The sequence below is a fragment of the Secundilactobacillus muriivasis genome, from assembly GCF_054785195.1.
The window spans coordinates 1-14144 of sequence record NZ_BAABMI010000008.1 but is presented as its reverse complement, the minus strand read 5'-3'; the positions used below and the strand labels follow the sequence as shown (position 1 = coordinate 14144).

Annotated in this window: 13 protein-coding genes; 6 read left to right on the top strand and 7 right to left on the bottom strand. The window is 48.5% G+C overall.

Annotated elements, in window-relative coordinates; translation table 11 throughout:
- The first annotated feature begins 32 nt into the window (after positions 1–32).
- Positions 33–683, top strand: coding sequence for a sugar O-acetyltransferase (locus ACYVR3_RS01755; protein WP_461242884.1), 651 nt, complete (start codon positions 33–35; stop codon positions 681–683).
- A 23-nt stretch (positions 684–706) separates the two neighbouring features.
- Positions 707–1612, top strand: a complete 906-nt coding sequence (locus ACYVR3_RS01750; protein ID WP_461242883.1) for an EamA family transporter — start codon at positions 707–709, stop codon at positions 1610–1612.
- 982 nt (positions 1613–2594) lie between these two features.
- Here the strand turns inward: ACYVR3_RS01750 and ACYVR3_RS01745 are convergent.
- The 3 genes from ACYVR3_RS01745 to ACYVR3_RS01735 all read right to left on the bottom strand — a co-directional run bounded on the left by ACYVR3_RS01745 (position 2595) and on the right by ACYVR3_RS01735 (position 4639).
- Complete coding sequence (locus ACYVR3_RS01745; protein ID WP_461242882.1) at positions 2595–3254, bottom strand: HAD hydrolase-like protein; 660 nt, start codon at positions 3252–3254, stop codon at positions 2595–2597.
- A gap of 78 nt (positions 3255–3332) precedes the next feature.
- Positions 3333–4199 carry an SDR family oxidoreductase gene (locus ACYVR3_RS01740; protein WP_461242881.1) on the bottom strand — a complete coding sequence of 289 codons (867 nt, stop codon included), beginning with the start codon at positions 4197–4199 and terminating at the stop codon, positions 3333–3335.
- On the bottom strand, positions 4196–4639 hold the full coding sequence (locus tag ACYVR3_RS01735; protein ID WP_461242880.1) for an Rrf2 family transcriptional regulator: 444 nt from the start codon (positions 4637–4639) through the stop codon (positions 4196–4198). Before ACYVR3_RS01735 ends, ACYVR3_RS01740 begins: the two co-directional genes overlap by 4 nt.
- A 191-nt stretch (positions 4640–4830) precedes the next feature.
- On the opposite strand from ACYVR3_RS01735, the gene ACYVR3_RS01730 reads away from it, so the two are divergent.
- Both ACYVR3_RS01730 and ACYVR3_RS01725 read left to right on the top strand, forming a co-directional pair.
- Positions 4831–5775, top strand: a complete 945-nt coding sequence (locus ACYVR3_RS01730; RefSeq protein WP_461242879.1) for an ABC transporter ATP-binding protein — start codon at positions 4831–4833, stop codon at positions 5773–5775.
- Positions 5768–7294 (top strand): ABC transporter permease/substrate-binding protein, encoded by a 1527-nt coding sequence (locus ACYVR3_RS01725; RefSeq protein ID WP_461242878.1) that lies wholly within the window; start codon positions 5768–5770, stop codon positions 7292–7294. Before ACYVR3_RS01730 ends, ACYVR3_RS01725 begins: the two co-directional genes overlap by 8 nt.
- Positions 7295–7699: 405 nt before the next feature.
- On the opposite strand, the gene ACYVR3_RS01720 is transcribed toward ACYVR3_RS01725, so the two are convergent.
- The 3 genes from ACYVR3_RS01720 to ACYVR3_RS01710 form a co-directional block, all read right to left on the bottom strand.
- Positions 7700–8542 (bottom strand): COG4705 family protein, encoded by an 843-nt coding sequence (locus ACYVR3_RS01720; RefSeq protein ID WP_461242877.1) that lies wholly within the window; start codon positions 8540–8542, stop codon positions 7700–7702.
- Between the two features lie 89 nt (positions 8543–8631).
- Entirely contained in the window at positions 8632–10032 is a 1401-nt protein-coding gene (locus tag ACYVR3_RS01715) for a sensor histidine kinase (RefSeq protein ID WP_461242876.1), read from the bottom strand.
- Complete coding sequence (locus tag ACYVR3_RS01710; protein WP_461242935.1) at positions 10025–10726, bottom strand: response regulator transcription factor; 702 nt, start codon at positions 10724–10726, stop codon at positions 10025–10027. Before ACYVR3_RS01710 ends, ACYVR3_RS01715 begins: the two co-directional genes overlap by 8 nt.
- A 419-nt stretch (positions 10727–11145) precedes the next feature.
- Between ACYVR3_RS01710 and ACYVR3_RS01705 the strand changes: the two genes are divergently transcribed.
- Both ACYVR3_RS01705 and ACYVR3_RS01700 read left to right on the top strand, forming a co-directional pair.
- Entirely contained in the window at positions 11146–12519 is a 1374-nt protein-coding gene (locus tag ACYVR3_RS01705) for an Nramp family divalent metal transporter (protein WP_461242875.1), read from the top strand.
- Between the two features lie 155 nt (positions 12520–12674).
- Positions 12675–13298, top strand: coding sequence for a TetR/AcrR family transcriptional regulator (locus ACYVR3_RS01700; protein ID WP_054737507.1), 624 nt, complete (start codon positions 12675–12677; stop codon positions 13296–13298).
- A 62-nt stretch (positions 13299–13360) separates the two neighbouring features.
- Here ACYVR3_RS01700 and ACYVR3_RS01695 read toward each other — a convergent pair whose 3' ends face one another.
- The gene (locus ACYVR3_RS01695; RefSeq protein WP_461242874.1) at positions 13361–13786 is read right to left on the bottom strand and encodes a MarR family winged helix-turn-helix transcriptional regulator; all 426 of its coding nucleotides are present in this window, start codon (positions 13784–13786) and stop codon (positions 13361–13363) included.
- Between the last annotated feature and the right edge of the window lie 358 nt (positions 13787–14144).

The window sequence follows — 14144 nt, the reverse complement described above, 5'->3', positions numbered from 1 at the left end:
ATACGGATTAATTTTGATTAGGAGTGATTTTAATGACTGAAAAAGCAGCCTTACAACGGATGATCGATGGTGAGTTATACTATCAAACCCCAGAATTACTGGAATTGCGGTTCAAAGCGCGGGACCTACTTCAGGAATATAACCGATTAGACTACCGAAATCTAACGGAACGGACTCGAATTTTGAAGGCGCTACTCGGCAAAACGGGTGACGGCGCGTTTATTGAGTTGCCATTCCACACCGATTATGGGTTCAACGTTCAGTTAGGTGACCATTTTTTTGCCAACAATAATTTAACGTTACTTGATGCGGCGCCAATTATTATCGGTGATGATGTGTTGATTGCCCCCAACGTGGGGATTTATACAGCCGGTCACGCGTTAGATCCTGACTTACGATTAAAGACTGGCGCAGAGTACGCTGCACCGGTTAAAATAGGAAATAACGTTTGGATCGGCGCTGGGGTAACGATTACGCCCGGCGTCACGATTGGGGATAATACCGTGATTGGCGCTGGCTCGGTAGTTACCAAGTCGATTCCAGCGAACGTTTTAGCGTTTGGGAATCCTTGCCACGTGCAACGGCCGTTTGATGAACGCGATAAGCAGGTGTATTTTAAAGAACGACAAGTTACTCAGGACTACTTGGATCGCTTAGCATCTGGGGCGACCTTTCACCGGTAGTCGACTATTAGGGAGATGACGGATTGAAACGATACGCAGCACTCTTTGTTGGGCTCGGTGCCGTTAGTTACGGCATCCCAGCATCGATTTTTAAGCTGGCACACCGGGAAGCTGTTGGCAACGGCCCGCTATTAGTATGGACGTTTTTATTGGCTTGCGTGGCCCTGCACGTTTTGGAAGCGGGGCGCCGGCGACTCCAACCGGGGACGGTGCCCACGACGACTGCTAAGGAAAAGTGGCAGGTCATCGCCGCCGGAACGGCTTCGGGGTTTACAAATACCTTCTACATTCTGGCCTTAAACCGGGTCCCTGTAGCAGTGGCGGCGGTGATGATTATGCAGTCGGTTTGGCTGTCAATCGTCATCGGTGCGCTGGTAAAACGGCAGTGGCCATCGCGACTTCAACTCATTAGCGTAGTGGTTGTCTTGGCTGGAACGGTGTTGGCGGCGGGCTTGCTGCCGATTACGGCACCGCTATCGTTGCTGGGCATTGGCCTCGGGTTCATGTCGGGGTTGTCGTATGCGTTAACGATTCAATTCACGGGTAATATTGGCCGACAGTTTAACCCGCTGGATAAAGCGCGGCTGATGAGTATCGGCGCGCTGCTGCTGATTGTTTTGGTCTGGGGCGTGACGCTATTTAACGGGCACGTTGACCAACTGGCTGCAATCAAGTGGGGCAGTTTAGTGGCCTTCTTCTCGATGATTTTCCCGTTGATCGCCTATTCGATTTACATGCCTAAGTTGGCGCTAGGTGTCGGCCCGATTTTGTCATCGCTGGAGTTGCCGGCCTCGATTTTATTTGCGTTTATTTTGTTGGGAGAAACCGTTGACTGGCTCCAACTGGTCGGCGTTGTGTTGATCCTCGGTGCTGTGACACTGTCGAACTTATTGCCGACGATGAAGCGGCGTTGGCAGGATGGACATTAATAGTAAGTGCTACCTAAAAAGACCGAAGCTGTGAATTAGCTTCGGTCTTTTTGACGCTGTCGTTTGTGTCCAGCGTAAGCATGCTGAGTTTGTGAAGTTCAGAGATTCTGGGTTTTATAGTGGGAAGATGCCGCGGGAGGCTCCGGCGCTATGCGAGGCTGGAACGCAGTGGCGGGCCTACGAGCTAGGAATGGCTGAGGACCGCCATGCCGGATCTCTCCGGACCCGCGTATGACTAAAGCACTCGCAGCCCGAACCCCACGGACTACGACTGCTTAAGTCATACCGACACTGCTGAGCCTCGCGCGCCTCCGCCTCCCGCTGCATAGTACGCTGTCGAAAGCTTAACTGCTAACTGTAACAAACTGAAGTTGACGAAACTGCATAACCGCAACGTTCGATGATAACTCAACAACTGCAAGAAACGATAGTAGTCAATGTCCGGTAACCGCAATGAATCAACGATTGCGCATTACTAGATTGGCCAGTCGTACGTCACGTTTGCGTGGACTTAACGCCGTTGCGTTGACATTCAGAAGTAGCCATCTCGATTAAGGAACGATGGCTGCTGATTAATTTAGACCTTTGTCGAATCAACGTTAGGTTATTATGATACCGCCGCAAGTTGTCCAGTTAAGCACTTTAGATGGTCTACAATAGTGTCTGCTTGCACATTATGAGATGCAGGTAAGCGGCTAGGTGGATGCTGTGTCGCGATAATTGGCGGTTGTTGATGAACTTCCAACAACCGCCAATTATCGGGGACGAATCTAAGACTCGCACGGGTTTTGGCGAGGCTTAGATTCGAGGTTTGAGACCGCCCTTTGGCTCAAACCGGCCCCACAGCAGGAACCTAGTCGCTTACCGGAATCGTCAGCTCACGCAAATCACCGCACTTCACAAGCTAAACAGAAGAATGCTTACGCTGAACACGAACGACAATAAAAAACTACTCCAATGAACAGGAGTAGTTAATTATCAATTACTTCAACAACTCAGCAACCGCATCCGGAATCTCCAGCGGTGCGGTCACGATTGCCGTAGCTTCAGCTGCCCGAAGTTCGGCAGCGTCGCCGAAACCGTACGTGACGCCCAGCGTCTTGACGTGGTTGTCAGTTCCGCCGTCCATGTCAGTGTAACGGTCGCCAATCATGATGGTGTGGTCGGCCATGGCGCCGCTTTGTTGCATGCCGTAAGCGAGGATGGCGCTCTTGCTGCTGCGGTCGCGCTCGTCAACGGTTGCGCCGTAGAGGCCTTCGAAGTAGTGCTCGAGTTTAAAATGTTCAACAACGTCGGTCAAAACGGTTTCGGTTTTAGTTGAGGCAACGTTCAACCGGTAACCGGCATCTTTTAATTGCGTTAAAATGCGTTCGATGTTGGGGTAGAGCGTCATTTCAAACATCCCAGTATCACCGTAAGATTCCTGGTAGGCCTTTACGCCGGTAACGACTTGGTCTTCGGTAAGTTCTGGAAAGTACCGGTTGAGGCTCGATGTTAACGTTGGGCCGATAAACGTCCGGTATTCAGCGTCGGTTAAATGCGGTAGATTGAGTTGATCCACCATGTATTTGATCGCGTTAACGATCCCCTGTTCCGAGTTGGCAATAGTGCCATCAAAGTCAAAAAATAGTTGGTTAGTCATGTGGTTTCTCCTTAATATCCGATATCCATAGCATTTAGGGTATCGTAGATGGAGAGGTGTGTCAAAGTGAAACACTCATTAATGTTTGTTAGACCATTCCTGTTGAAGGAAGGTGGTTAAATCGGTGGCCGGATGCCCCGTGATGGTTTCGTAGTCGGTAGTGACTTCATCAAGTAAGCCCATTGCGCCACCAGCGTACATGGAGGCTAACATGTGGCCCTCGTGATTGGCATCGTAAAGAGCCTCGAATTCGGCTAGTGTAACTGGTTCGTAGTTGATGGGGTGGCCGGAAACCGTTGAAAGCACTTTGGCTAGCGCTGGCATGGTATACGCCCGTGACTGTGTCAGAGTGTAAGTCCGACCGTCTTCGAGTAACGCCGGGGTTGTCGCAACCGTTGCGAAGGCCTCAGCACTATCTGCCAAACTAATGAAGGAAAGGGCCTGCTCACCGACTGGATAAATCACGTGACCGCGGTCGATCAACTCGGGTAGGTAAGGCACCAACGGATCGGCGTAGAGCGCATTTCGTAAAATGGTGTAATGTAGGCCAGAACTGGCTAATCGGCGTGGTAGATAACCGTAGAAGGCACTTAGATCAAACGGGTTATTGGCTTGATCAGCCATGAACCCCATCGCAAGTAGATGTGGGACGTGACTGGCTTTAGCGGCAGTAATGACGTGTTCGAGTTCGGTGACCCGGCTAAAACTATCGTGGCTCTTACTTGGGACGTAGATTAAAAGGTCGATGTCTTGAAACGCCTGCTGTAAAGTCGTTTCATTGTGAAAATCGATTTGGCGTAGCTGAAAGCCGGCCTGTTGGTATTTTGTCGCATGCGCGAGGTTGTGGACGCCAAGCGTGAGGTTACTGATGGGCTGGCGTTGTTGAAGGGCGGCGACGATGGCACCACCGAGGTGGCCGGTTGCGCCGGTAATTAAAATGGTCATAGGTTTGATTGCTCCTTTTTTTGCTGTTCCGTTAAAATTTGGTCGATTACCATTTGCAAAGTCGTTGTCGCAAGTTCGTGTTGAGCGGCGGCGGTGGCCTTCGCATACACATCGGTCAAAACGGTTTGAATGTTACCACCAACGATGCAGAGGGGGTTGGTTTTCGGATCTACCGCAAATACGGGTTGGTCTGGTTCAACGGCGTGTAACACGTCAAGAAGGGTAATCTTATCGGGTGTTCGCGCTAGTTTTGGATCAGCAATGCCGCGTTGGGTTTGAATCAAGTGGGCTGCCCGTAGCTTGCCCATTAACCGTCGCACAACGATTGGCGAGGTTTCAACGCTATTAGCGATCGTATCACTGGATAGGTCCGTTCCGGCGTAGATCACCAGATAGGCCAAGATGTGAATGGCGTCACTGTAACGAGTTGAGATGTTCAAAGCGGAACCTCCTTTAAGTTGACTTGACTTCTGAATAGGGAAAGCATACCATGGTTGAGAAGTAACTTCAACAGTTACAACTAAAATTAGCAAAACCCACAACTTTAAATAACGAAAAGCTAAGGGCAAATTCTTGCAGTCCCCCTAGGATTTCCGTATATTTAGAAGCTAGATAAGGCGAGGTGAAGTCAATGATCGAGCTGACAACTATCAGCAAGCAATACGAGGACCAGTACGCCCTCAAGGACCTGTCGTTAACCATTAACGATGGCGAATTATTCGTACTCGTGGGTCCATCTGGGAGTGGCAAGACGACCCTGTTGAAGACCATTAACCGGTTAGTCGTGCCAACAACGGGCACCGTTAAAATTGACGGTGAAGATGTTGCTCAAGTTGATCTACAGCAGCTGCGCCGGCGAATTGGGTACGTGCTCCAAACGGGGGCGTTATTTCCCAACATGACCGTTGCGCAAAATGCGAGTGTGCAATTAGATAATCTGGGCTGGCCGACCGAGAAGAAGCAACAACGCATCAGTGAGCTACTGGAACAGGTGGGGTTAGCACCAGACCTGTTTTTAAACCGAATGCCAAGTGAATTATCCGGTGGAGAAGCGCAACGGGTGGGCATCGTGCGGGCGCTAGCTGCTCGTCCCAAACTGGTGCTCATGGATGAACCGTTTAGTGCCCTGGATCCCGTGTCGCGGCGGCAGCTTCAGCAAATCGTCATTGACTTGCACCACAACATTGATACGACGATCGTTTTTGTGACTCACGACATGCACGAAGCGGTCCGGTTGGCGGATCGGGTTGCCGTGGTGTATCACGGTGAACTGCAACAGGTGGGAACACCGGCTCAGCTGTTGAGTAGTCCGGCAACGCCGTTTGTGAAGACCTTCTTTGCGGATGAACAAGCTGGTAATCGACTGCTTGGACAAGTGGTGGCGAAGGGCTTTGGTTGTGCACCGAGCGCAACTGATCAACCCGTGACGCTACAACCTGATCAGACGATTTACGCTTGGGCGGCATTACTGCAAGAACGGCCAACGCAGACCATTTTAGTGAACGGGCAGTTGCTTACAAATCAGGATTTATTGCGTTATATGGCGTCGTTAGGGACCGGGGGTGATCGTGATTAACGCGTTAATGACCTACGTTGCCAAAAACGGGTCTGATTTGGTTCAGGCGTTGGGGCAACACATTTTTATTTCGGCGATTGCGATGCTGATCACGATCGTCATTACGATTCCGTTGGCGATTGCGTTGATCAATCACCGGCGCATCGGTGGTTTCTTTCTGCAGGTCACGGGTGTGATTCAGACGATTCCTAGTTTAGCGATTTTAGGGATCCTAATCCCGTTTGTTGGTATCGGCACCGTTCCAGCTATTATTGCTTTGGTGTTATACGCGATGATGCCGGTCTTTCAAAATACCTATGCGGGACTTACCAACATTGACCCCGTGTTACTCGAAGCAGCGGATGCGCTAGGCGTGACGCGGCGCTTTAAACTCTTCCGGGTCCAATTGCCGCTGGCGATGCCGATGATCCTCTCGGGGATTCGAATCGCAACCGTGCTGGTCATTGGGACTGCCACGTTAGCCGCTTTGATCGGTGGCGGTGGTTTAGGGACCTACATCCTATTAGGAATTCAAACGAATAATAATAATGCGCTGCTGGTTGGGGCGATTTTATCGGCCATCCTGGCGTTATTAGCGAACCTATTAATTAAACTCCTATCGAAGGTACCACTCAAACAACTAGGTATCGGTGTGGCAGCGGTTGTAATTTTAGGTATCGGCGGTGGCATTGGTCACCAACTATTGGCGCGGCCAACTGAAACCATTACGATTGCCGGTAAGATGGGTGGCGAGCCCGAAATTTTGATCAACATGTATAAGGATTTGATCCAACAGGATGATTCGAAGGCTAAAGTGACCTTGAAACCAAACTTTGGGGGAACCAGTTTCCTCTTTAAGGCGGTTGAGAGTGGCAAAGTCGACATTTACCCGGAGTTTACCGGGACTGTGATTCAATCGTTATCTAAAACGAAGTTAGCGGTGAACCATGAGCCAGCCAAGGCTTATCGGGATGCGAAGCATATTTTGAGTTCGCAGTATCAAATGACATACTTAAAACCAATGCAGTATCAAAATGGTTACGCAATGACAGTTCGGGCGTCAACGGCCAAGCGGTATCATCTGAAAACCGTTGCTGACCTTGCGCGAGTCGCTGGACAACTGCGTGGGGCCTTTGACCCTGACTTCTATCAACAATCGGATGGTTATCCGGGATTGCAAAAGGCGTATGGCATTCACTTGAAATCAGCGCGGACGATGGAACCGGCATTACGTTATGAAGCACTGGCGAACGGTCGAGTTGACGTGACGGATGGCTATACAACCGATCCGCAAATTAAGGAATATCACTTGGTTGTGTTACAGGATTCGAAGTCATTCTTCCCGCCATATCAAGGTGGTCCAGTGATGACGACTAAGTTCGCCAAGGCCCATCCGGAGGCGGTTAAGAGCCTTCAAAAACTGAGTGGTCGAATCTCCACGAGTGATATGCAGGCGATGAACTATCAAGTGACGGTGAAGCATCGGAAAGCGTCGGTTGTGGCGCGGGAGTATTTGAAACAGCATGGATTATTGAAATAGGTTGACGGTCAGCTTTCGATTTTGGGGGCTGGCTTTTTTTACGCTTGTGTCCAGCGATAGTGTTGGGTGCGATTTGAGTGTCGGCTGTTTGTCGTCGCTTCGCTCGCCAAAGCCGCATGAAAACCGGCGCTCTCAGGCTACAAAATTCGGTGCCACTTGGACTGTTATTTCTAGGGTTCCTGAAGTTGTAAGAACTTGTCAACCACGCGCTTTCTGGCCACCGCGCCGAATGGTGCTGCGCGAGACTGAGAGCTGCATGTAAGGGGCTTCGATAAAACCGCCAGGCCCGGGCGCTTTCACCGAAGCCCCTTACATTACGCTCTCAACCCGTCTCGCTCCGCACACTTACGACAGCAAAATAGCCCGCTGCAAAATTGCACAGCGGACTATTTTGGAGGTTAATTTTTAGTTCACATGGGCACTTAATTTCACCGTTTGTGAATGCCTAACGATAGTGACACCTAAGCAGATGGCGAATAAAACGATCCAGATAACGGACATCCCCTGATTGCCGAGAAACCCGTTGTGGAAGTTATAACCGAAGTAGTCAGCAAAGCTGGCACCGACTGGCCGAGTTAAGATGTAAGCTAACCAAAAAGTCGTGATTTCAGCAACGGAATTTTGTTGGGGCTTCATGACTACTCTGTAAGCAATTAGGGCAACGAAGACGGCACCTAAAATTAAACCAGTGTTAAGAAAGCCTAAGCCCAAGCCAGTTGGGTCGACGTTATAACCACCGACGCGAGCAGTCGCAAACCAGTCACCAGCGGCGGTTCCTAACATGAAAGAAAAGGCAACGGTTAACCAGTAGAACCCTTCTTTTTTAGCGGTGGTGATGTGGTGAATTGAAAGGTCGTGGGTGGTCAGGTACCAGGCCGCAAAACTGATTACCATCAGCACACCGAAAATCAAAGTCGTTTCCATGTAGTGAAGTCCAGTGATGGTTTTAAAGGTATCGGCAGAAAAAGTTCCGAAAACCGCGAGTAGCGCAACCGAAGCCCAGTAATAGACTGGTCGGTAGCGGTCAGACCGAAATTGTAAGGTGAGGAAAATAGCAAATAAACCGAGTGACCAAGCAACGGTAAACAGTTCACCTAGGTTGCCGTTTTGTTGACCAAAAATTTGACTTGAGAAATCTGAAACGGATTCACCGAGGCCGGTACTGATTAACTTGGTGAGCCAGAATAATAGGGTGATTCCGGGCACCTTGTTGAGCACGGGATGAGTTGATGTAAGTTCTTCTGTCATAATAATCTCCCTCCAGTTGAGACAAATAAGGACGTAACTGATTGATTACATTAATCATAAGCAGTTACGCCCTTAGTCGCTATCTAGAGTCAGTGAAGGTTTGATGAAGGTTCTTCATTTTTGAATTGGGGATCGAGTTGATTGAAGGTGATGCTAAATACCGCTCCGGTTGGAACGTTATCCGTTACTGAGATTTGGGCGTGGTGTTGGTCGACTAATTGCTTCACAATGGCGAGACCAAGCCCGGAGCCTGGAATATCACTGGAACGTGATTCATCAACCCGGTAAAACCGGTCGAAGAGATGGGGCTTAGCGTCATCGGGAATGCTGGGTCCCGTGTTAGCAACGGTCATCACGATGTGTTGATCGATTTGCTGGGCTTTAACGGTGACGGTGGCGTTGGCAGCGTATTTACGGGCGTTATCGAGTAAGGCTAAGGTAACTTGTTTGAGACTATCCGAGTTAGCGTTGATCCAGAGGTCGGGCGTTAGTTGAGTCGTAATCGGTTGTGGGCTTTGTGACTGATAACTGGTCACAACGGTTGTTAGAAGCTTGCTCAAATTGACTGGTTTTAGGGACAAAATGGCCTGTTCGTTGCGGGTGATCGTCAGTAGAGAGGCGACAAGTTCTTGCAAACGTAGGGATTCACTATCCAGAAAAGAGAGGGCCTCATCGAACACTTCTGGGTGTTGTTTGCCACGGCGCTGAAGTAAGCTGATATACCCGCGAATGACTGCAAGTGGGGTTCGAAGTTCATGAGAAGCGTCCGCCACAAAGCGTTTTTCTCGCGTCATTTGGTCGTTAAGGGCGCGGAGGAGTTGGTTAAAACTACCAGCAAGTTGGTGAGCTTCAAGGGGTTCAGCAGGAACTGGGAGCGGGGCAGCACTGATGTCCGTAGCTTGTACCCGTTGGTTGGCGGTTTTGGTTAATGACGCTAACGGCTGCGTGATTCTTTTGGCTGCCAAATCAATTAAAAAGGTCCCAATGCTGGCACTTAAAACGACGACTAACAGGACTGCGATGATAACGGTGTAGAGCTGTTGCAACGCATAATCTGCTTTGATCCAGACTTGATAAGTGGCCCGGGTAGTGCGGTGGCGTTTATAAAAATACCAACCGCTACCGTTGACAGAGGTGATGCCAGCCGTGAGTCGGTGTGATGATTGGGTGGTAAAGGCGGCTGCCTTTTTGGAATAAAAGGTGTGTTGCCGATTAGTGTTTCCGTTTCGATACCGAATTTTGACGTAAGTGGTCGATGGCCCTTGTTGACTCGTTGCTTGCCAGGCATCGGTGTTAGGCGTTGGGTGAACGAAGGTATCTTGTAACGACTCGATCATCTTGGTGGCGGTGTTAGTACCACTTTGAATCAAGAGAACAGCAATGACACTTAGCGTGATGAACAGGCTTAAAACGGCCGTAATCAAAATCGTTCGAATGTATGTCCGCCGAATAAGTGAGCGGTTAGTGAGTGCGGGGTGATCGTTAGCCATGGGTAACCTCCGTTAGGGAGTAACCGACACCGCGGACCGTTTCAATTTGAAAGTCAGCAAATTGAAGGGCCTGAAACTTGTGCCGGAGCTGACGGACGTAGACGTCAACGATATTCGCTTGGCCAACGAAATCGGTGCCCCAAACGATGTCGAGAATTTCATCGCGGTCGAGGGTTTCATTTGGATGTTGGATCAAGCACAGCATCAGGGCATACTCGCGCTGAGTAAGCGCGATTTGTTGATCTTGGTAGGTCACGAGGTGCGCCTTCGTATTAAGCACTAAATGGCCTAATTGATATGTTGGATCAATCGTTGTCTGTTGGGCTTCATGGCGAAAAATAACCCGAATTCGAGCGAGTAATTCTTCCATATCAAAGGGTTTAGTAATGTAATCATCAGCGCCACTATCGAGACCAGCCACTTTATCGCCACTAAAGTCACGAGCGGTGAGAAAGATGATCGGTAACTTGGCATTTACGCGACGAATCCTGCGAAGGACCCCTAAACCGTCAATTTTGGGGATCATCCAGTCTAATAAGATGAGGTTAAGGGTTGTTTGATTGGCGTTGAAGGTTGTTAAAGCCGCTTCGCCATCGCCGGCGACGAGAACGTCGTAGCCTTCGAAGGAAAGTTCGGTGGTCAGTAGTCGTTGAAGGCCCTTTTCATCTTCAACAACGAGAATTTGAGGTTTGATTGGAATCAGCTTCTTTCGTGAGTGATAGCATCAATCAGTTACGTTACTATGAGCAGTATAGTCTATTTTTTTACAACGTAAAACGACCAATCTGATTTTGCATGCCAAGTCTACAAAAGAATGGGAATCACATGAGAGTTTAGGCTATCCGAATAATCAAATCAACATAATCCAACTTATAGCGCTTACACCACCATAAAAAGCTTGTATTTTTAAAAGGGGGTGGTATAGTATGTTGTGGCGAGTTGAGCGGGTGCTCAACTTACCGGTTGAAAACTAAATTAAATTGCTTTGAATGTTTGGATCAATGAAAGAAAAATTGATATGACGTTAAACGGTTAGTTGCTTAACCTTATATCAATTTTGAGCTTTCGTGGACCAACCGAATTTCTAAGCCAATAGAAAAGAGGTTCTTATTGATGAAAGAAGCTGATGTTGAAAAGCACGCTAAGTTTGTCCAAGGTGTTGGCGGTGACGGTAAGAGTTTGGATGAAGTTAACGGGAGTGTGCGGGTCCCTAAGAACGCCGGATTTTGGAAGACGTTAATGGCCTACACTGGTCCGGGTGTCCTGATCGCGGTTGGGTATATGGATCCAGGTAACTGGATTACGTCTATCGCTGGTGGTGCCCAGTTTAAGTACAAGTTACTGGCAGTGGTTTTGATCTCAAGTTTGATTGCGATGCTACTGCAAGCCATGTCCGCTAAGTTAGGGATCGTGACGGGGAAGGATCTGGCTCAGTTAACACGGGAGCGGACGACGAAAGGCATGGGGATCTTCCTGTGGGTCGTCTCCGAATTGGCAATCATGGCCACCGACGTTGCTGAAATTATTGGATCCGCTATTGCGTTAAAGCTATTATTTGGAATGCCACTGATTGTCGGTATTCTCATTACGTCCGCTGATGTGTTGATTTTGTTGCTGTTGATGAAGTTAGGGTTCCGAAAAATTGAAGCCATCGTGGCAACCTTGGTTATTGTAATCGTGCTGGTCTTCGCTTATGAAGTTGCACTTTCTCACCCAAGTATTGCTGGGATCATTAATGGTTACGTCCCAACGAGCGCCATTATGACAAACCACTCGATGCTTTACCTGACCTTAGGGATCGTTGGGGCAACTGTGATGCCTCATGATTTATACTTAGGGTCATCAATTTCACAAACGCGGCAACTGGATCGTTCAGACCGAGCAGAGATTAAGAAAGCCATCAAGTTCTCAACGATCGACTCGAACATCCAATTGTTCTTGGCGTTCATCGTGAACAGTTTGTTACTGATTTTAGGGGCAGCCTTGTTCTTTGGTACTGATAGCTCATTGGGCCGTTTCGTTGATTTATTTAACGCCTTGAGCGATAGCCAAGTCGTTGGTGCAATTGCTAGTCCAATGTTGAGTATGCTGTTTGCCGTTGCACTGTTAGCTTCAGGTCAAAGTTCCACGATTACCGGGACGTTGGCTGGTCAAATTGTCATGGAAGGGTTCATTCGCTTACGGATTCCATTGTGGGCCCAACGGTTAGTCACTCGGATTCTTTCAGTGGCACCTGTGTTGGCCTTCGCGGTTTACTACCACGGCAATGAAGCTAAGATTGAAAACTTACTGACGTTCTCACAAGTCTTCCTGAGTGTGGCATTACCATTTGCCATCATTCCTCTAGTACTCTTCACGAGTAACAAGAAGATCATGGGTGAATTTGCGAACCGGGCTTGGGTCAAATACTGTGCGTGGATCGCTGCAATCGTTCTGGTTGGGTTGAACGTTTACCTGATCGTTCAGACAGTAAGTCAAGCGTTCTGACGTTAGGTTAAATGAAAAGGGTGGACACCGGAAAGCAATTTTCGGTTACCGGCCCTTTTTTAATAGCTTGAACAAAAGTTTGACTATTTAGACTTTATTATTAACGTAATTTGAATTAAACTTAGGTTAACCGAAAACGTGAGGTTGTGAGGTCAATGACGAAGAACGAAACTAGGGGCGATCATCAAAAAGAAAAGATGATCAAGGTTGCGCGAGAACTATTTGCAACGCAAGGCTTTGAAGCAACAACGACCCGAAAAATCAACAAAGAAGCGGGTACGGCTGAAGGGTTGCTGTACTATTACTTCCCCCATGGCAAACATGAGATTTTAGATACGATCGTTTATCGCGGCATTATGAGTCGGATGAATCAGGTTCAGATTTCATTTGAAGGGTGTCAAACGATTAGCGACTTAGAAGATCGACTAATGACCGTTTTTGAGCGAGTATGGCAGGTCTTTCAAGATGAAGCTAGTTACCAGTCGTTTATGATTACGATCCGGGAGCGGATGTTGCTGTCTGATAAGCAGGCGGATTGGTTGATGCAGGTTCTAGAGAGCCTCGTATCGATGATCAGCGCGCAGTTTAAGACGATTTCGACCATTCTACCGGTTGACGCAACCCAGTACCGGCCATTAGCGCGGGTGATCACCTCGATTTACCAAAAGGTGATTTATGATGAGTTATTGATTCGTAACAACCGGGAAATGACCCCGGCAATTAAAGCGGCGCTGCGGCCTCAATTACAGTTGGTGTTGGGCCTATTACAGACAGCTTGATTGACTAAAAAAGTGCTATTCTGACGAGGATCTGATCCGGTCAGAATAGCACTTTTTTGAAATTAAAGGGTTAAATTTTGAATGGCTGCCATTAAAAACTGTTGGAAATCTTCCCGTTGAACTGGGGAGAGGTCTTGCGTTAATTCACGCTCCAATTGGCGTTGGGCAGCGGTCAGTGGTTCTTTGAGTTTTAGGGCTTTATCAGTTGGTTGTAGCACCTTGCGACGCTTATCATCAGTGTCTTCGATTTGTTTGATCAGACCCTTTTTGACCATGAGTTTAACGTTGGTAGTTGCCGTGGAACTACGGATATTGAAGGTGCGTTCTAGGTCGGTTTGGTAGATGGGCTGTGTGGCATTTTCAAAAAAGAAGTTGAGGAAAACGACTTCCATACTGCTGATTCCAAGCTGATCGCCAACTTTGACAAAGTAGCGAAAAATGTGCCGGTTAAGTACTTGAATGAGGTGTCCCAGATCTTGAGTTGACAAATATAATGCCTCCATAGTTGCGAAATAGGGTTCATGAAAATGGTACGGGTAAATGGGCGGGAGGTCAAGCACTATTAGAGTGCGAAACGAAACGGTTTGAGAGCGTAGTGTAAGGTGAATCCGGTAAAAGCGCCCGGGTTTGGCGGTTTTACCGGATTCACCTTACATGTAGCTCTCAGTTTCGTGTAGCACATTTCGGTGCAGCTGCTAGAAGGCACATAGTAGCCACCTCTTGAATAAATCAGTATCCTAAAAAATACAGTCCAAGCGGCGCCGAAACAAAGTAGCCGGAATGCACGTCGCCAACCGCACACGAAATTAGCAAATCGGAAATCCCCGGGCCTGGGATTTTGCCTTT